Below are 17,317 nucleotides of genomic sequence, written 5' to 3' on the forward strand. Positions count from 1 at the left end.
GTGTTCTTAGGCGAGTCTCAGCACGCTGCGTAAGACTGTGGCCATGCGCATCCTCGTAGTGGACGACGACAGGGCCGTCCGTGAATCACTCAGGCGATCCCTTGAGTTCAACGGGTACCAGGTGGAACTGGCCGGGGACGGCGCGCAGGCCCTGGAAGCGATCATCGCCAACAGACCCGACGCGATGGTCCTCGACGTGATGATGCCGCGGCTCGACGGCCTGGAGGTCGCCCGACGCCTGCGAAGCACCGGTGACGACCTGCCGATTCTCGTGCTCACGGCACGGGACACCGTGTCCGATCGAGTGTCCGGTCTCGACGCCGGCGCCGACGACTACCTCCCGAAGCCCTTCGCGCTCGAAGAGCTTCTCGCTCGCCTTCGCGCGCTTCTGCGCCGGGCGATCCCGGACCCGCAGGCCGGGCAGAACGCCGAGATCCTGGCGTTCGCGGACCTCACTTTGGACCCGGGGACGCGCGAGGTGCGCCGGGCGGGACGGGAGATCAGTCTCACGAGGACCGAATTCGCGCTTCTCGAACTGTTCCTCTCCTACCCGAAGCACGTCCTGACCCGTAGCCGGATCCTGGAGGAAGTATGGGGATACGACTTCCCGACGTCGGGCAACGCGCTGGAGGTCTACGTCGGCTATTTGCGCCGAAAGACCGAGGCTGGGAGCGAACCGAGGCTGATCCACACGGTGCGGGGAGTGGGCTACGTGCTGAGGGAAACCCCGCCGTGACCGAGCCGGTCCGGGGCGTCGGCGAGTCCGAAAAGGATCCGCGCGGCGACCGCTGGAGCACGCGGCGCTTCTCGCTCCGCGGCCGGGTGACGCTGCTCGCCGCCGTTTCGGTGGCGGGCGCGGTGGCGTTGGTGTCGCTCGGCGCGTATCTCGTCGTGAAGGAGAACCTCTACCAGCAGGTGGACGACAACCTGCGTGCCCGCGCGCAGGCCGCGGTCGACTCGCCGCAGGTGCAGACCGAGTTGCAGCAGGTGCCCGGCGCCTTCCTCGCCAGTGCGGACCTGCAGATCGGCCAGCTGACGGTCGGGGAGAAGATCCGGCTGACCTATCCGCAGTCCGGAAGCCGCCCGCCGTACGGCGAGGACGAGATCGCGGTCGCCACCGGCGACAAGGCGTTCTCGCTGCGCACCGACCCGAAGACCGACAGCCGGGTCGTCGCCCTCCCGCAGGGGCCGGGGCAGGCGATGGTGCTCGCGCAGTCGCTCGGCCCGACCAAGCGCACCCTGAACGAGCTTTCGGTGGTCCTGTTCCTGATCGGCGGCGCCGGAATCCTGGTCGCCGCGGCCGCGGGAACGGCCGTCGCGAGAGCGGGTCTGCGGCCGGTCGACAGACTGACCTCGGCGGCGGAACGTGTCGCCACCACCGGTGACCTGCGGCCGATCCCGGTCAGCGGCGACGACGAACTCGCCCGCCTCACGCAGAGTTTCAACACGATGCTCGGCACGGTCGCCGAATCGCAGGAACGGCAACGGCAGCTCGTCGCGGACGCCGGCCACGAACTCCGGACGCCGCTGACGTCGCTCCGCACGAACCTCGAACTGCTCCTGTCCGCGAGCAGACCGGGCGCGCGCACGCTGTCCGACGAGGACCGCAGCGACATCGAGGCCGACATCCGCGGCCAGCTCGACGAGCTGACCCAGCTGATCGGCGACCTCGTCGAACTCGCGCGCCAGGACGAGCCGCGGATCGAGCACGAGCGGGTCGAGATGGTCGACGTCGTCGAGCGCGCGCTCGACAGGGCACGCCGCCGCGCGGGCGAGATCGAGTTCGACGTCTCGCTCCAGCCGTGGGTGCTGACCGGCGACACCAGCGCGCTGGAACGCGCGGTGCTGAACCTCCTGGACAACGCGGTGAAGTTCTCGCCCGAGGGCTCGACGGTCGGGGTCCGGCTGTACCCGGTCGGCGACGGCACCGCGGTGCTCGAAGTCGAGGACGCAGGGCCGGGGATCGCCGACGAGGACCTTCCGAAGGTCTTCGACCGGTTCTACCGCTCTTCCGAAGCGCGGACGCTGCCCGGTTCGGGGCTCGGCCTCGCCATCGTCCAGCACGCGGCGCAGCGGCACGGCGGCGGCGTCTACGCGGGACGCGCTCCCGCGGGCGGCGCGCTGATGACCCTGCGGCTCCCGGGAGCCCCTGCTTGATGAGTGATTACGACAAGGGCCTCGAACTGCTCCGGCTTCTCGGCGGCGTCGAGGATCCCGCCGTGCTGAACCTGTTCGACGCGGTCCAGGCGGCGGACTACGGCAGAGAAGCGGTCGCCTTCGTCTACGGCGGGGTCTACCAGCGGCCGGGGCTTTCGCTGGCACAGCGGCAATGGGTGACGGTCGCCGCGCTGGAGACCTTGGGCTACGCGCAGGCGCAGCTCGAGTTCCACAGGACCGCCGTGGCGAAGGTCGGCGGCGACCTGGAGCAGGACGACGACACGACCCGGCGGCTCAAGTCGATCGCGGAGCACACCGCGAACGGCGGAGTGGCGCCGGAACTGGCCGAAGTCCTCCGGGAAGCGCGCGACGCGGGGGAGTTCGGGGCCGCCGTCGAGGCGATCCTGCATCTCGCCGTCTACGTGGGTTTCCCCGCCGCGCTCAACGCGCTCGGCGTCGCCCGTACTCTGACGGGTGATGAGCACCGAGAACGCGCCTGAGATGCCGCCCCGCCGTCTGCTGTGGACACTGCTGGTGGCCGCGGTGCTGCTGGCGGCCGACCAGCTGACCAAATGGTGGGCCGTCGACGCCCTCACCGGCCGCGCGCCGATCCCGGTGATCGGCGACTTCATCCGCTTCCGGCTGCTCTACAACCCGGGCGCGGCGTTCTCGCTGGGCTCCGGCTCCACCTGGATCTTCGCGATCCTGGCAGCGGTCGCGGTGGTCGCGCTGCTGTGGATCTCGCGCAAGGTCCGTTCGGCGGGCTGGGCTATCTCGCTCGGGCTGCTGCTCGGCGGCGCGACGACGCACCTGGGCGACAGGCTGTTCCGCGAGCCCGGATTCGCACGCGGTCACGTCGTCGACTTCATCGACTACAACGGCTGGTTCGTCGGGAACGTCGCCGACATCGCGTTGTTCTTCGGCGCGGTCTCCCTTTTCGTGCTCAGTTTCCGCGGCGTCCCGATCGAGGGCGTCAAAGAGACTGAGGCGGAGTAACGAGACAGAACTCGTTTCCCTCGGGGTCGGCGAGAACGACGACACCGTCTTCGGGGCTCGCGAGCACCTTCGCGCCCAGGGCGACGAGCCGTTCGACGTCGTCGTCCGCCAGGTCCAGGTGCATCCGGTTCTTGACGACCTTGGATTCCGGGACCAGGTTGAAGAACAGCCGCGGTCCCGCCGTGGTTTCGACGAGTACCGAAGGATCGTCTTCGGGTCCGGAGAACCCCAGCGCACGAAGGCGCTCGAGCTCGTCTTCGTCATAGGGCGCGACCTCGTAGCCGTCGAGCGCGGCAGCCCAGAAACGGGCGAGCGAAGCCGGATGGTGGCAGTCGATGACGACGTCGCGAAGCCTGGCCATGGACACATGCTGGCAGGTGGATCCGCTCGTCGCGCCATGTTTGATCGTGTAGGATTTTGTGTAGTTAATCCAGGGGAGGCTTCGTGCTCGCGCGGCAACGACAGGCGGTGATCCTCGAGGAGGCGCGCCGGACCGGGGCGGTCCGGGTCAGCGACCTCGTCGCGAGGCTCGGCGTTTCCGACATGACGGTGCGCCGCGACCTCGACGTGCTCGCCGGGCGAGGCCTGGTCGAGAAGGTCTACGGCGGCGCCACCTCCATCGTCGGCAAAAGCACCGACGAGCCCGGTTTCGAGGCCAAGTCCGTGCGTCAGCGCGCACAGAAGGAGGCCATCGCCGCCGTCGCGGCCGGGCTGGTCCGGCCGGGCACCGCGATCGGCATCTCCGCGGGCACCACCACCTGGACGCTGGCGAGGGCCCTCGACGAGGTCCCCGGCCTGACGATCGTCACGAACTCCATCCAGGTCGCCGACGTGCTGCGCGGCGCGAACCAGCCGGATCGCACGGTGGTCCTCACCGGGGGCGTCCGCACCCCGTCGGACGCGCTGGTCGGGCCGGTCGCCGTGCAGAGCCTGCGTTCGCTGCACCTGGACGTCGTCTTCCTCGGCGTGCACGGGATGGCCGACGGCCCCGGTTTCACCACGCCGAACCTCACCGAATCCGAAACCGATCGCGCGCTGGTCGAAGCGGGCCGCAAGCTGGTCGTGCTGGCCGATCACACCAAGTGGGGCATCGTCGGCATCTCCACCATCGCCGGGCTCGAAGAGGCCGACGTCGTCGTCTCGGACGACGGCCTGACCGACAACGCAAGGGAAACGCTCACCGAGCAGGCGGGTGAGCTGATGATCGCCGAAACGGCGGAGACGGCTGAGGCTGAAGAAGCGTGAAGCGCACGGTAAGGCACCTGGCCGACGGCCGGGAGATCATCTATTTCGACTCGCCGGGCGCGCCCGAACGTACCGCCGAGGACACCCGTGACCTCCCTCAGGTCGCGGCGGCGTCGGAGATCCGGCGCGATCCGCTGACCGGGGAATGGGTGGCGATGGCCGCGCACCGGCAGACGCGGACGTACAAGCCGCCCGCCGACCTGTGCCCGCTGTGCCCCACCAAACCCGGGAAGCCCAGCGAGATCCCGGAGCCGGACTACGACGTCGCGGTCTTCGAGAACCGCTTCCCTTCCTTCGCACGCAATGTCCTCGGCGATGCGTCCACAGTGGACGGCGCGGGGCTGGTGCCGGTCGCGCCGGGTGTCGGCCGGTGTGAGGTCGTCTGCTTCACCAGCGACCACGATGGCTCCTTCGCCGGGCTGACGGCGAAGCAGGTCCGCGCGGTCGTCGACGCCTGGGCCGACCGCACCGCCGAACTGTCCGCGATGGACGGTGTCGAGCAGGTCTTCCCGTTCGAGAACCGCGGTGAAGAGATCGGCGTGACGCTGCATCATCCGCACGGCCAGATCTACGGCTACCCGTTTGTCACGCCGAAGACCGAGCGGATGCTGGAGGTCGCGCGCGCCTACGAGGCCGAGCACGGTCGTCCGGTGATGGGCGACGTCCTGGCCGCCGAGCGCGATTCCGGGGCGAGGGTCGTCGTCGCGGGCGAGCACTGGACGGCGTTCGTGCCGCCCGCCGCGCGCTGGCCGGTGCAGGTCCAGATCGTGCCGCATCGTCAGGTGCCCGACATCCCCGCGCTGTCGGACGCCGAGCGTGACGAGTTCGCCGACGTCTACCTCAAGGTCCTTCGCCGGTGCGACGGGCTCTACGACCGGCCACTGCCCTACATCGCGGCCTGGAACCAGGCGCCGGCCAAACGCGATCGCGAGCTCGGCTGGCTGTATTTGGAGGTGTTCTCGGTCCTGCGGTCCAAGGACAAGCTGAAGTATCTGGCCGGGTCGGAGTCCGGGATGGCGGTGTGGATCAACGACGCCACGCCCGAGCAGATCGCCGAAAGGCTGCGAGCCACCCGCTGACGGGGCCATACTCATGTGCGATGCACAGCTTTGGCTCAGGAACTTCTCAGGACCATCCCGCAAGGTAGAGACATGACCGAGAACGACCCCAGCGGCCAGAACGCCGAGCAGGCGCGGCCGGCCGGCGCTCAGCCGGACGCGGAGCAGAGCGCGAGCTGGGCCGCACAGCCTGCCCAGCAGCAGCCTGACGCGACCGGCCTCGGCGGCCACGCCGCTCCGCACACCGGAGCGCAGCAGGCCTACACCCCGGAACAGCAGTACAACCCGTGGTCGCCTCAGGCACAGGCGCAGCCTCAGCAGACACCCTCCCAGCAGATACCGTCCCAGCACGCGCAGTCTCACCAAGCCCAGTCCCACCAGACCCAGGGGCACCAGATCCCGGGGCAGCAGGCGCCGTACGGGCAGCAGCCTGGCCCGTCGGTCTACGCGGTCCCGCAGCAGCGCCAGGGCTCGAAGTCCACGTCGGGCAAGCTGCTCGCCGGTGTCGCGGCGATCGCGCTGGTGGTCGGCGGTGTCGCGGGCGGCACGGTCGGCTTCCTGACCGCGGATTCCTCCGGTGGCTCCTCCGTGAACGCGCTCGACGCGCCGAAGCCCGCCCAGCAGACGGGCAACCTGCCCGCCGGTTCGGTCGAGTCGGTGGCGCAGAAACTGTCGCCGAGCGTGGTCGAACTGCAGGTCTCCGGCCGGTCGGGAGCGGGCGAGGGCTCCGGCTTCGTGCTCAGCACCGACGGCTACGTGCTGACCAACAACCACGTCGTCGAGGTCGCCGCCGGTGGCGGGCAGATCCAGGCGGTGTTCCAGGACGGCAAGAAGGGCACGGCGACCGTCGTCGGCCGCGACCCCACGACGGACATCGCCGTGGTGAAGGTCAGCGGCGTCAGCGGCCTGACCCCGGTGGAGCTCGGCCGGTCCGACGACCTGCGGGTCGGGCAGCCGGTGGTCGCCATCGGTTCGCCGTTCGAACTGGCGGGCACGGTCACCTCGGGCATCGTCAGCGCCCTGAACCGGCCGGTGAGCGCCGGCGGCAACGGTGACCAGACCACCGTGATGTCGGCGGTGCAGACCGACGCGGCGATCAACCCCGGCAACTCCGGCGGCCCGCTCGCGAACATGGCGGGCCAGGTCATCGGCATCAACTCGGCGATCTACAGCCCGAAGTCCAGCCAGGGCCAGGGCGGCGAGAGCGGCGGCAACGTCGGCATCGGCTTCGCGATCCCGATCGACCAGGCACGTCGCACGGCCGACGACATCATCAACACCGGCCAGGCGACGCAGACCTTCATCGGCGCGCGAGTGCAGACGGCGCCGACGGGCGGAGCGCAGCTCGGTGAGATCTCGCCGGGCAGCCCCGCGGAGAAGGCGGGCCTCAAATCCGGCGACGTCGTGACGAAGCTGGACGACCGGTCGATCCCCAACGCGGACGCGCTCGTCGCCGAGATCCGCACCCGGGCGCCGAACGACAAGGTCAAGTTCACCCTCGGCGGTGACAAGGTGGTCGAGGTGACCCTAGGCGGCCAGCCCGTCACCCCGAACTAGACGCTCGGCCGCAGTGCGCGGCCGAGACCAAACCCCGGCTCGAACCCCCAGCGGGCCGGACCCAGAGGCCACGCGCGACCGGCTGCCAATCCCGGTCGCGCGTGGCCCTTTTTCGGGGGTAAGCAAAGGGTGTCGTGTTCGCGAGCGGGTCGCGCTCGCGCTGAAGGCTCCCGTCGCCTGGATGCTTTCGCGACACCCCGGAAAGGCTGGTGCGGCCCTCACGGTGGCCGAGGATCAGCGGCTTTCAGTCGTGAGTGGCGTTTCGGGCTGGAACCCGAATCGCCACTCACGACCAACCCGACCCACACGGCCTGAACCTTCAACCCGGCCAGGAACGGCTTCACCCAGGACAACGGTGTTGCGAAAGCCACGTTCCCAACCTTCACCGTTGCGAACGTGGCTCTCGCAACACCCGCCCCGCGACCCAAATCGAAACGGCCCGAGCACGCCACGTTTGCCCTTCCCCCTCTACCGCGTTTTCCGGAACAGCGCGGCCACGAGGACACCGAGCCACACGACGGCGAGGGTGAGCAACAGGCCGGTGAGGGTGTCGGCATCGTGCAGCCCCGGGTTCCGGGCGCCGCCGAAAGGCCGCCACAGCAACGGAACCGCGAGCAGCGTCAGCACCCCCGTGAGGACCGCGCCCGTCTTGACCGGGGTCTTCCAGCGTTCCGGGAGGAACCTGCTCAGCGCGAGTCCGACGGCACCGACCAGCGGTGCGACCAGCAGGTCGTGCACCAGCGGTCCGCCGGCGAGCCAGCCGAGCGTCCCGAAGACGTCCGGGCGCAGCGGGAACGCGTATTCGGCGAACAGCACCGCGCCCCAGGCGAGCGCGCCGAGGCCGGGCAGGAACAGCAGCAGCCGCAACGTTTTCACAGCGTCTCCAACCGGGTGACCCATTTCGTCTGCAGGACACCGGGCCGGTTCGGGGCGATGATCCGGCACGGGAAGCCGTGGTCGGCGTCGAGGATCTCGCCGTTGAGTTCGAGCGCCAGCAGGGTGAGCCCGTCCCCGGTGTGCTCGCCGGGCAGTTCGCTGATCCCGTAGATCCCGCCCTTCTCCAGCGAGAACACGCGAACCGGCGTGCCCGGCGCGCTTCCGGCGTCCCGCAACAACTCCGGCAGTGAGACGCCGCTCCAGTGCGCGGATTCGCTCCAGCCCTCGACACACGCGATCGGGAGTTCGGCGGAAGTCCGGGGAAGTGCGCGGAGTTCGGCGAGCGAATAGGCTTTCGTGCCTTTCGGGGTGATCACCGAAAGGCGCCAATCCGGGTCGTTCGCCGCTTCCAGGACACCGGCCGCCGCGGCCGTCCGGTTGACCGGCAGGCCTTGCGGCCCCTTGCCGCTTCGCCACGACAGTCCGGAAACGTTACGCAGCAACGGAACCGTCGCGCCCGCCGTCGCGACGACGGCGACTCCCGCGGCCAGCCAGGTCGTGCGGAGAAAGGCGCGCCGCGAGGGTTCCGGTCGCTGGGTGAGCGAGCGGCGGACTATCGGCAGTTTCACCGCGACGTGCACCAGGATCGAGCCGATCGCCACCCACGCGACCGCGTAGTGCAGCTGCGGGAAGTAGAAGTTCCACGGATAGTTCTGCGCGATGTTGAACAGGCCGGTGACGAGTTCGAAGAAGGCGGCCGCAGACAGGACCAGGATCGACAGCCGTTCGAGTGCGTGCGGCAGGGAGCGGATCACCGGCCGTTCGAACAGTTTCGGGTAGACGCTCCAGAGTTTGGCCAGCAGCAGGGGAATCGACGCGATCCCGGAGACGACATGCGTGCCCTGCGTGACCCGGTACAGCCACACCGGGCGGCTCGGCCAGCCGAACCACGACGGCGGATGCTGGATGAGATGGCTGATCAGGCCGGTGACGAAGCACAGGGTGAACGTGACGGCGAGGGCGAGCCCGATCCGGGACGTCACCCGTTGCGAGGGCGAGTTCATGCTTTCTCCAGGCAGGCGAACCAGCGGTGGCCGCGGCGGGTGGCCCAGGCGACCCGGAACGCGCTCCGGGCGGCGAGTCCGGCGATCGCTTCGACGCCGACCCACGCCCAGGTGAACCAGTTCCCGCCGTCGGGCCCCAGTCGGACCTGGTCCTGACGGACGCCGCAGCCGGGCGGGTCGAGCTCGACGAGCACCGTCCCGCCGTCCGCGATCAGTTCCGCCATGCGGGTCAGCAAGCGCAGGGGATCGCCGCCGATGCCGATGTTCCCGTCGGCGAGCAGGACATGCCGCCAGCGTCCCTCGCCGGGGACGGGCTCGAAGACGTCCCTGTGCAGAGCCGCGGCGCCCCGGGCGTGGGTGAGGCGGACGGCGGTGGCCGAGATGTCGACGCCGAGCGAGGCGACACCGCGTTCGGACAACGCGGCCGTGAGCCTGCCGGGGCCGCAACCGACGTCGAGGGTCGGGCCGGCACAAGCGTCGAGGAGGACGTCGTCGCCGTCGCAGGGAATGGCCGTCCAGCGGTCCACCGGCAGGTCGACACGCTCGCCGGTCGCCAGTTCCAGCCAGCAGCGGTGGCCGAGCAGGCCGCGGTCGAAGGCGGTCATCGGACTTCAGCGACCGCTCGGGCGAACCTGCCGCCAGGGATCTCCGCCGCGACGAGACGCGCGTCGGCGATGGTGTCCACATCGGACAGTGTGGGCAGGATGCCCGGGCTCAGGCCGATGCCCGCCAGCGCGCGCAAGGTTTGGAGTCCGGTGTCTTCGCGGGACATCGGGACACCCGCGAGAGCCTTGGCGTGCAGGGGATCCTGGAGTCCCAGTGCCCACCAACCGCCGTCCTGCGCGAGCCCGAGGACGGAATCCTCGGTTTCCAGGGGTTGCACGGCCTCGGCCAGGAGCGCGGGGGTGACCTGCGGGGTGTCCATCCCGATTTGCAGCACCGGTTCCCCAGGACGGCGGACATCGGCGTGGGCGTTGACGAGACGGATGTCGAAACCGTCGCCGCGCTGGGGGATCACCTCCGTTTTCCGGAGTGCGGTGGCGATTTCCGTGCCGCGAGTGGCCTTCCCGAGATCGCCGGTCATGGCGACGACCACGCGCGCTCCCGGGGTCAGCAGCGCGGCGTCGAGGGTGTCGAGCAGCGAGGCGGCCGCGATCTCGGCGGCCTGTTCCGGCGTCGCGGGCGGGCAGAGGCGCGTCTTCGCGAAACCAGGCACGGGCGTTTTGGCGACGATCAGCAGGCAGAAGGTCATCGGCTCAGCACCCGCCCGAAATCCCTCGCGGCGCGGAGGGTTCCGCGCAGCGAGCCGGAGACCTTCGACTTCGTGCCCTTGGCGCGTTCGCCGTAGGAGACGTCGAACTCGGCGACCCGCCACCCCGCGCGCTGGGCCTTGATGAGCAGTTCGAGCGGGTAGCCGAAGGCGCGATCGGTGACGCCGAGATCCAGCAGCGCCCGCCGCCGGACGGCTCGCAGCGGGGCGATGTCGCGAACCGGCAATCCCTTGCGCCGTAAGAGGGACGAGACCAGCGCGTTGCCCGCTCTCGCGTGCCATGGCCAGACGCCGGGACCGCTCGGCACCCGCCGCCCGACGGCCAGCTCGGCGCCGGCGAGGCCGTCGACCAGCATCGGCAGTTCGGCGAGGTCCAGGGAACCGTCGGCGTCGGCGAAACAGACGATGTCCGCCGTGGCCGCCTCCAGCCCGGTGTGGACCGCGGCGCCGTAGCCGCGCCGGGGTTCGTGGACGACCTTCGCCCCGAGCCCGGCCGCGATCCCGGCGGAACCGTCGCTCGATCCGTTGTCGACCACGATCGCCCGGTAGCGTGCGGGCAGGGCCGCCAGTACCCCCGGGAGGGCACCGGCCTCGTCGAGACAGGGAAGTACGACGTCAACCTGGTCATCGTTCACGCATCGCACGTTAGGTCCGTAATGGACGGACGAGAACCCTTGTGATGCTTACCGAATCCTGACATCCGCGAAGTTCTTACCGAGTTCTGACGGACCTTGTTCCAAGGCTGCCACGGAGCGGGAACGCGGTTATGGTGCCGGTGATGTCCACTGTCACCGCCCCTGTCCGCACGGGTCGCCGCGCCGACCTGATCGCCGTCGCGCTGGCCATGCTCGGCGTCGCCGCGGCGATCGCCGTCGGCCTCTACTACAACCGCCCGGGTTCCGGCGTGGTGATCTACGCCTTCGCGCCGCCGCTGTTCGGGCTGTGGCTGCCTCACGTCGGCCCAGGCTCGGTCGCCGCCGTCGTGCTCGCGATCCTCGTCGTCACCAAAGGTCCCTCGCTCGCCGCACGGCTGCGCTGGCGGCCGTTGCTCGCGCTCGGTTACGTGGCCGCGCTGGCGTGGACGTTCTCGCTGGCGATGATCGACGGCTGGACCCGCGGCTTCACCGGCAGGCTCACCACGGAACACGAGTACCTGCACGAGGTCCCGGGGATCACCGACATCCCGAAGATGCTGAGTGAGTTCTCCTCGCGCATCCTGGACTACCAGCCGGACTCGTGGACGACGCACGTCTCCGGGCATCCGCCGGGCGCGACCCTGGTCTTCGTCTGGCTCGACAGGCTCGGCCTGCACGGCGGCGCCTGGGCTTCGACGCTCGTCGTGCTGGTCGGCTGCCTGGCCGTGGTCGCGGTGCCGGTGACGCTCTCCGCGCTGGGCAGGCAGGACGCCGCGAGGACGGTCCTGCCGTTCGCCGTCCTGACCCCGGGCGCGATCTGGATCGGGGTCTCCGCGGACGGACTGTTCGCCGGGGTGACGGCGACCGGGATCGCGCTGCTGGCGCTCGCCACGCGGCGGCGGATCCTCGCGCTCCCCGGCGGTCTGCTGCTCGGGTTCGGGCTCTTTCTCTCGTACGGCCTCGTGCTGCTGGGGGTGATCGTCCTGGCCGTCGTCGTGCTGACGCGCCAGTGGCGGATCCTGCTCCTCGCCCTGGCCGGGGTAGCCGCGGTCGTGGTGGCGTTCGCGCTGACCGGGTTCTGGTGGCTCGACGGCTATCACCTGGTGGTCGAGCGCTACTACCAGGGGATCGCGACCCTGCGCCCGTACTCCTATTGGGTGTGGGCGGATCTCGCGGCGGTGCTGATCGCGCTCGGCCCGGCCGTGATCGCCGGGACGCGGCGCGCCGGGGCGGCGTTCCTCGGCGAGCCGAAACGGTCGTTCCGCGACCCGGTCGTCCTGATCGTGCTGGCCGCGGCGCTGACGATCGCGTTCGCCGATCTGTCCGGCCTGTCGAAGGCGGAGGTCGAACGCATCTGGTTACCGTTCGAGGTGTGGCTGCTGCCCGCGGTGGCGCTGCTGCCGTCGCCCGGACGGCGGTGGTGGCTCGCCGCGTCGGCGGCCACGGCGCTGGTGGTGAACCATCTGGTGCTGACGAGCTGGTGAGGTGGGCTTCATGACAGAGCAGGGCCGGGTGCTCGTGGTCGACGACGACGAGACCGTCCGGGACGTCGTCCGGCGGTATCTGGAGGTCGCGGGCTTCGATGTCGACGTCGCCGGGGACGGCACCGAGGGGCTGCGGCTGTTCTCCGAGACCGGCCCGGACCTCGTGGTGCTCGACGTCATGATGCCCGGGCTCAACGGGCTCGAGGTGTGCCGGCGGCTGCGGCAGGTGAGCCAGGTGCCGGTGGTGATGCTGACCGCGCTCGGCGAGGAGGAGAACCGGATCGCCGGACTCCAGCTCGGCGCCGACGACTACGTCACGAAACCCTTCAGCCCCAAGGAACTCGCGTTGCGGGTGGCGTCGGTCCTGCGGCGGGCCCGGATGCCGCGGCCGGAACCGGCGGCCCGTCAGGTCACCGACGGGGACCTTTCGCTGCAGATGACCGCGCGGCAGGCGACCCTCGGGGGCACCGAACTTCCGTTGACCAGCCGGGAATTCGACCTCCTCGCGTTCTTCCTCGCCCATCCCGGCGTGGCGTTCTCGCGTGCCGATCTGCTGGAGAAGGTCTGGGGCTGGGACTTCGGCGACCAGTCCACCGTGACCGTCCACGTGAGACGGTTGCGGGAGAAGATCGAGCGGAATCCGGCGAAACCCGTCCGCGTCGCCACCGTCTGGGGCGTCGGCTACCGGTACGACCCGGTGCGGCCGTGATCGGCTCCGGCGAGTCGTTCGGCGAGATGCTGGCGCACGCCTGGCACATCCTGCCGTTCGCGCTGATGTTCGCGGTGCCGGTGGTGCTGCTCGGCGGGCTGGCGCTGTACCTGCTCAGGCGCGGTTCCCTGGCCAGCACGATGACGATCCTCGTGCTGATCCCGGTGCTCGCGACGCTGATCGCGGTGCTCGGGATCAGCGGGTTCATGTTCACCCCCGCGCTGACCACGATGACGCTCGTCTGCCTGCTGGTCGCGCTGGTGACGGTGCCCGCGGCACTCGTGCTCGGCCGCGCGATCGCGCGCCGCAGCGTGTGGGAGCGGGAGGCGCGGGAACGGGAGCGCGCGGCCGAGGCGTCGCGGCGTGAACTGGTCGCGTGGATCAGCCACGACCTGCGAAGCCCGCTGGCCGGGATCCAGGCGATGGCCGAGGCCGTCGCGGACGGCGTCGTCGCCGAACCGATCGAGGTCACCGGGTACGCGCGGCGGATCAGCGGCGAGACCACGCGGCTGTCCGGCATGGTCGGGGATCTGTTCGAGCTGTCCCGGATCACCGCGGGCGCCCTGCGACTGACCATGGCCTCCGTGCCGCTACGGGATGTCGTGAGCGACGCCGTCGCCGCGCAAGCGCCGCTCGCCGAGCAGAAACGCGTGCGGATGGTCGAGAACGCCGACGTCTGGCCGGTCGTCTCCGGCAGCGATCCGGAACTGGCGCGGATCGTGCGCAACCTGGTGTCCAACGCCGTGCGGCACACCCCGCCGGACGGGACGGTCGCGGTCCAGATCGGTATCGAAGGCGGCGAGGCGCTGCTGGCGGTCTCCGACGGTTGCGGCGGGATCCCCGACGACGAGATCGGCCGGGTCTTCGACGTCGCGTTCCGCGGGACGACGGCGCGGACCCCCGAACGCGGCGGATTGGCGAGCGGCGGCGGACTCGGGCTGGCGATCGCGAAGGGGCTCGTCGAGGCGCATCGCGGCCGGATCGGCGTCCGCAATCACGGTCCGGGATGCCGGTTCGAGGTCCGGCTGCCGTTGGCCATGCCCTAGAACCGCAGGAAACCCATGTCCGGGAAGTGGGCAGGCGCGATGATCGCGCCGGTCTCTTCCGCCTCGGCGAGGAACCGCTGCCGGGTGCGGAGCGCGAGGTCCGGGTCGACGTCGCCGAGGAAGCTCACGCGCGTGTCCGCCAGCTGCGCGGGCGTGTGCAGGACGTCGCCGAGCAGCAGCAGGCGCTCGTCGTCCGCGGTGATGTCGAGGACGTAGTGGCCCGGCGTGTGGCCGGGGGCGTGCCGCGCCACGATCCCGGGCGCGATCTCGACGTCGTCGCCGCTGATCGCCTCGGTCAGGCCCGCGGCGCGGGCGGTCTCCATGCCGGCGCGACTCCATTCGCCGGTCCCGGTGGGCTCGATCAGAGCTTCCCAGTCGAGCTGCCCGAAGACGACCCGAGCGCCGGGAAAGGTCAGGTCGCCTTCGGGGGCGATCCAGCCGATGTGGTCGTTGTGCAGGTGGGTGAGGAAGACGGTGTCGATCTCGTCGATCGGGCAGCCCGCCTTGTCCAGCGCGGCGGCGAGGTCGCCACCGGTGCCCATCGGCGGGGTGGGGTCGCCCTTGGCGGGCGTCATTCCCTTGGGGAAGGCGAACTCGCGCGGGCCGAGGCCGGTGTCGACGAGGATCGTGCGGCCGCCGCCGCGGATCAGGTACGCGCCGGTCGGGACGTGCACGGTGCCGTCCTCGTCGAAGACGTCCGGGTGGGCGTCCGGGTCGAGACCGGGGAAGAACGCGAGCGGCAGCCGGAGCAGGCCGTCCCCGAGCGCTTCGATCTCGATGTCTCCGACGGTGATGCCCACCAAAACCCCCAAAAAAAGCCGATTCCGTTGCCGGGAACGACAACCGGCCGGGGGTGCGGTCTGTTCCCGGTTTCAGAGACCGACCGGTTCCCGCAGCTCAGCGGTGGCGAACCCGGCGATGCCCTCGGCGAAACCGGTTCGCGCGGTGAAGCCGAGCAGCCGCCGGGCGCGGGCCGGATCGGCGACGACGTGCCGGACGTCGGCGGGCCTCGCGCCACCGGCGATCTTCGGAGCCGGTCCCTCGCAGGCCTTCGCGAGCTCTTCGGCGAGTTCGCCGACGGAGTGCGGCTGCCCGGAACAGATGTTCAGCGGCGTCAGGTCGCCTTCGGGGCCGTCGGTTTCCAGCGCGAGGACGTTCGCCCTCGCGACGTCGTGGACGTGCACGAAGTCTCGCTGCTGCTTGCCGTCTTCCAGCACTGTCGGTGCCTCGCCACGCAGGAGCGAGGACCGGAACAGCGACGCGACACCGGCGTACGGGGTGTTCTGCGGCATCCGGGGCCCGTAGACGTTGTGGTAGCGCATGGCCCAGACCGTTCCGCCGGTCTGCCGGGCCCACGCCGCCGCCAGATGTTCCTGCGCGAGCTTGGTGGCCGCGTAGGTGCTTCGCGGCCGCAACGGCGCGTCCTCGGGAACCAGCCGCCAGTCGAGTTCGGCGCCGCAATCCGCGCACGCGGGCTCGAAGCAGCCGGCGTCCACATCGGACTGTTTCCGCGGCGACGGTGGGACGATCCCGTGGATGGGGCATTCGTAGCGGCCTTCGCCGTAGACGACCATCGACGAGGCGAGCACCAGTTTCCGGACCTTGGCGCGGTGCATCGCGGCGAGCAGTACGGCCGTCCCGTAGTCGTTGTTCAGCGCGTACGACGGCGCGTCGGACGGATCGACGCCGTGCCCGACGACGGCCGCCTGATGGCAGACCGTGTCGACGCCGTCCAGCAGCTCGGCGACCAGCTCCGTGTCGGTGACGTCGCCGCGCAGGAACCGGTGCCGTCCGGTGTACCCGGGCGGCCGCGACGAACCGTGGGCGGTGCGCAGGAGGTTGTCGAGGACGACGACCTCGTGGCCCTGATCGGACAGCAGATCGGCGATATGGGAGCCGATGAACCCGGCCCCGCCGGTTACGAGTGTTCGCACCTTCCCGACGCTAAGGGGGATCTACGGCGACGGCCCCGGATCCGCGGCTCACGTCAGGGAATCGTCACAACTCATGGCCTGCGACACCGCGGGAGCGAAGATCAGCCGAAACCGGATACGGTGTGCCTATGGAACGGAGCGCACAACGGCTGGGCCGCGCACTGGTGGTCATCGTGGACGACCGTGTCGCCCACGGCGAACACGAGGACAACACGGGACCGCTGGTCACGGAGTTGCTCGAAGAGGCGGGGTTCATCGTCGACGGCGTCGTGGTGGTCGAGGCCGAGACGGCCGCGATCCGCAACGCGCTCAACACCGCCGTGATCGGTGGCGCCGATCTGGTGATCACCGTCGGCGGCACCGGGGTCTCCCCGCGCGATCGCACGCCCGACGCGACGGCCGGTGTGCTCGACCGTCCGATCCCGGGCATCGGCGAGGCACTGCGCGCGTCCGGTCTGGCCGCGGGCGCGGTGGACGCGGGTATCTCCCGCGGGCTCGTCGGGGTCTCCGGCAGCACGCTGGTGGTCAACCTCGCAGGCTCGCGCGCGGCCGTCCGCGACGGCATGGCGACGCTCTCGTCGCTGGTGCCGTACGTGATCGACGAGCTTTCCGGACTCGAAGAGGCCTGACCTTTGGCGGACGACGAAGACAAGCGCCCTGCCGCGGCCGCCCAACGCCGGGTCGACGAGATCTTCGGCGACGTCCTGCCGGACACGACTTCCGACGAGCGAGAGCCGGGGCAGCGCGCCCCGGACTCCGACTCGTGGTACCTGGAGAACCGGCCGCCTCATCACGACCGGTGATCCGGGTCAGCCCTGGCGGTTCTGCTGCGCGCGCAGCAGGTCGCGGATCTCGGTGAGCAGCTCGACGTCGGTCGGCTCCGCCGGGCCAGCCTCTTCGCCGCGCTTACGCCGCTCCTGGACGTGCTTGACCGGCAGCACGATCACGAAGTAGACGACGGCGGCGACCAGCACGAAGTTGATCGCCGCGTTGATCACGCCACCGAAGTCGAGGAACGTGGCGTCGTTCGCGCTGAGGATGTTGAACCCCAGCCCCTTGGCGGCGTCCGAACCGCCGATGGTGTTGATCAGCGGTTTGATCAGGCCGGTCGTGAAGGCCGTGACGATCGATGTGAACGCGGCGCCGATGACCACCGCGACCGCGAGATCGACGACGTTCCCGCGCATCAGGAAGTCCTTGAAACCCTTGAGCAAGTCGCACTCCTCTTCACCTGGGACGGTTCGCCGACCGTCCCTTTTTCCGTACCGGGGGGACGCAGGCGCCCG

At 70.2% G+C, this 17,317-nt stretch carries 21 protein-coding genes; 12 read left to right on the top strand and 9 right to left on the bottom strand.

All coding sequences use genetic code 11. The features are described 5' to 3' along the window. Positions 1-43 precede the first annotated feature (43 nt). From ACLJPX_RS13370 to lspA, 4 genes are read left to right on the top strand one after another with little or no spacing between them, the layout of a single operon-like run. Entirely contained in the window at positions 44-736 is a 693-nt protein-coding gene (locus ACLJPX_RS13370; RefSeq protein ID WP_101610701.1) for a response regulator transcription factor, read from the top strand. Continuing rightward, on the top strand, positions 733-2,157 hold the full coding sequence (locus ACLJPX_RS13375) for an ATP-binding protein (protein ID WP_410600359.1): 1,425 nt from the start codon (positions 733-735) through the stop codon (positions 2,155-2,157). Before ACLJPX_RS13370 ends, ACLJPX_RS13375 begins: the two co-directional genes overlap by 4 nt. Beyond that, positions 2,157-2,657, top strand: a complete 501-nt coding sequence (locus tag ACLJPX_RS13380) for a carboxymuconolactone decarboxylase family protein (RefSeq protein ID WP_410600360.1) — start codon at positions 2,157-2,159, stop codon at positions 2,655-2,657. The genes ACLJPX_RS13375 and ACLJPX_RS13380 overlap by 1 nt, the downstream gene beginning before the upstream one ends. Beyond that, entirely contained in the window at positions 2,635-3,153 is a 519-nt protein-coding gene (gene lspA, locus ACLJPX_RS13385; protein WP_410600361.1) for a signal peptidase II, read from the top strand. The genes ACLJPX_RS13380 and lspA overlap by 23 nt, the downstream gene beginning before the upstream one ends. Here the strand turns inward: lspA and ACLJPX_RS13390 are convergent. Continuing rightward, on the bottom strand, positions 3,131-3,514 hold the full coding sequence (locus tag ACLJPX_RS13390; protein ID WP_410600362.1) for a VOC family protein: 384 nt from the start codon (positions 3,512-3,514) through the stop codon (positions 3,131-3,133). The two genes, lspA and ACLJPX_RS13390, sit on opposite strands and share 23 nt — an antisense overlap. Positions 3,515-3,597: 83 nt before the next feature. On the opposite strand from ACLJPX_RS13390, the gene ACLJPX_RS13395 reads away from it, so the two are divergent. The 3 genes from ACLJPX_RS13395 to ACLJPX_RS13405 all read left to right on the top strand — a co-directional run bounded on the left by ACLJPX_RS13395 (position 3,598) and on the right by ACLJPX_RS13405 (position 7,013). Then, a complete protein-coding gene (locus ACLJPX_RS13395; RefSeq protein WP_101610696.1) occupies positions 3,598-4,398 on the top strand; it encodes a DeoR/GlpR family DNA-binding transcription regulator in 801 nt (266 codons plus the stop codon). Next, positions 4,395-5,477: a galactose-1-phosphate uridylyltransferase gene (gene galT, locus ACLJPX_RS13400; protein WP_410600363.1), complete on the top strand. Its 1,083-nt coding sequence runs from the start codon at positions 4,395-4,397 to the stop codon at positions 5,475-5,477. Before ACLJPX_RS13395 ends, galT begins: the two co-directional genes overlap by 4 nt. 72 nt (positions 5,478-5,549) lie before the next feature. Continuing rightward, on the top strand, positions 5,550-7,013 hold the full coding sequence (locus ACLJPX_RS13405) for a trypsin-like peptidase domain-containing protein (protein ID WP_410600364.1): 1,464 nt from the start codon (positions 5,550-5,552) through the stop codon (positions 7,011-7,013). A gap of 468 nt (positions 7,014-7,481) precedes the next feature. On the opposite strand, the gene ACLJPX_RS13410 is transcribed toward ACLJPX_RS13405, so the two are convergent. The 5 genes from ACLJPX_RS13410 to ACLJPX_RS13430 are packed head-to-tail and all read right to left on the bottom strand — an operon-like array spanning position 7,482 to position 10,858. Next, entirely contained in the window at positions 7,482-7,889 is a 408-nt protein-coding gene (locus tag ACLJPX_RS13410) for a hypothetical protein (protein ID WP_410600365.1), read from the bottom strand. Beyond that, on the bottom strand, positions 7,886-8,953 hold the full coding sequence (locus ACLJPX_RS13415; RefSeq protein ID WP_410600366.1) for a molybdopterin-dependent oxidoreductase: 1,068 nt from the start codon (positions 8,951-8,953) through the stop codon (positions 7,886-7,888). The genes ACLJPX_RS13410 and ACLJPX_RS13415 overlap by 4 nt, the downstream gene beginning before the upstream one ends. Further along, on the bottom strand, positions 8,950-9,558 hold the full coding sequence (locus ACLJPX_RS13420; RefSeq protein WP_101610691.1) for a methyltransferase domain-containing protein: 609 nt from the start codon (positions 9,556-9,558) through the stop codon (positions 8,950-8,952). Before ACLJPX_RS13420 ends, ACLJPX_RS13415 begins: the two co-directional genes overlap by 4 nt. Then, positions 9,555-10,205: a DUF2064 domain-containing protein gene (locus ACLJPX_RS13425; RefSeq protein WP_410600367.1), complete on the bottom strand. Its 651-nt coding sequence runs from the start codon at positions 10,203-10,205 to the stop codon at positions 9,555-9,557. The genes ACLJPX_RS13420 and ACLJPX_RS13425 overlap by 4 nt, the downstream gene beginning before the upstream one ends. Next, positions 10,202-10,858 (bottom strand): glycosyltransferase family 2 protein, encoded by a 657-nt coding sequence (locus ACLJPX_RS13430; RefSeq protein WP_410600368.1) that lies wholly within the window; start codon positions 10,856-10,858, stop codon positions 10,202-10,204. The genes ACLJPX_RS13425 and ACLJPX_RS13430 overlap by 4 nt, the downstream gene beginning before the upstream one ends. Positions 10,859-10,989: 131 nt before the next feature. Between ACLJPX_RS13430 and ACLJPX_RS13435 the strand changes: the two genes are divergently transcribed. Genes ACLJPX_RS13435 through ACLJPX_RS13445 form a run of 3 tightly spaced genes read left to right on the top strand, consistent with a single transcriptional unit; the run spans position 10,990 to position 14,097 of the window. Continuing rightward, positions 10,990-12,342: a hypothetical protein gene (locus ACLJPX_RS13435; RefSeq protein ID WP_410600369.1), complete on the top strand. Its 1,353-nt coding sequence runs from the start codon at positions 10,990-10,992 to the stop codon at positions 12,340-12,342. A gap of 10 nt (positions 12,343-12,352) precedes the next feature. Then, positions 12,353-13,051, top strand: a complete 699-nt coding sequence (locus ACLJPX_RS13440) for a response regulator transcription factor (RefSeq protein WP_101613523.1) — start codon at positions 12,353-12,355, stop codon at positions 13,049-13,051. Then, the gene (locus ACLJPX_RS13445; RefSeq protein ID WP_101610687.1) at positions 13,048-14,097 is read left to right on the top strand and encodes a sensor histidine kinase; all 1,050 of its coding nucleotides are present in this window, start codon (positions 13,048-13,050) and stop codon (positions 14,095-14,097) included. Before ACLJPX_RS13440 ends, ACLJPX_RS13445 begins: the two co-directional genes overlap by 4 nt. Here ACLJPX_RS13445 and ACLJPX_RS13450 read toward each other — a convergent pair. Both ACLJPX_RS13450 and ACLJPX_RS13455 read right to left on the bottom strand, forming a co-directional pair. Beyond that, positions 14,094-14,897: an MBL fold metallo-hydrolase gene (locus ACLJPX_RS13450; protein ID WP_410600370.1), complete on the bottom strand. Its 804-nt coding sequence runs from the start codon at positions 14,895-14,897 to the stop codon at positions 14,094-14,096. The two genes, ACLJPX_RS13445 and ACLJPX_RS13450, sit on opposite strands and share 4 nt — an antisense overlap. Before the next feature lie 72 nt (positions 14,898-14,969). Beyond that, a complete protein-coding gene (locus ACLJPX_RS13455) occupies positions 14,970-16,031 on the bottom strand; it encodes an NAD-dependent epimerase/dehydratase family protein (protein ID WP_410600371.1) in 1,062 nt (353 codons plus the stop codon). A 128-nt stretch (positions 16,032-16,159) separates the two neighbouring features. On the opposite strand from ACLJPX_RS13455, the gene ACLJPX_RS13460 reads away from it, so the two are divergent. Further along, positions 16,160-16,660 (top strand): molybdenum cofactor biosynthesis protein B, encoded by a 501-nt coding sequence (locus ACLJPX_RS13460; protein WP_005155592.1) that lies wholly within the window; start codon positions 16,160-16,162, stop codon positions 16,658-16,660. 3 nt (positions 16,661-16,663) lie between these two features. Beyond that, entirely contained in the window at positions 16,664-16,834 is a 171-nt protein-coding gene (locus ACLJPX_RS13465) for a hypothetical protein (protein ID WP_168214414.1), read from the top strand. A 6-nt stretch (positions 16,835-16,840) separates the two neighbouring features. Here ACLJPX_RS13465 and mscL read toward each other — a convergent pair whose 3' ends face one another. Next, a complete protein-coding gene (mscL, locus tag ACLJPX_RS13470) occupies positions 16,841-17,245 on the bottom strand; it encodes a large-conductance mechanosensitive channel protein MscL (RefSeq protein ID WP_101610684.1) in 405 nt (134 codons plus the stop codon). Between the last annotated feature and the right edge of the window lie 72 nt (positions 17,246-17,317).

The sequence above is a fragment of the Amycolatopsis sp. lyj-90 genome (assembly GCF_046549035.1).
Taxonomy (GTDB): domain Bacteria; phylum Actinomycetota; class Actinomycetes; order Mycobacteriales; family Pseudonocardiaceae; genus Amycolatopsis.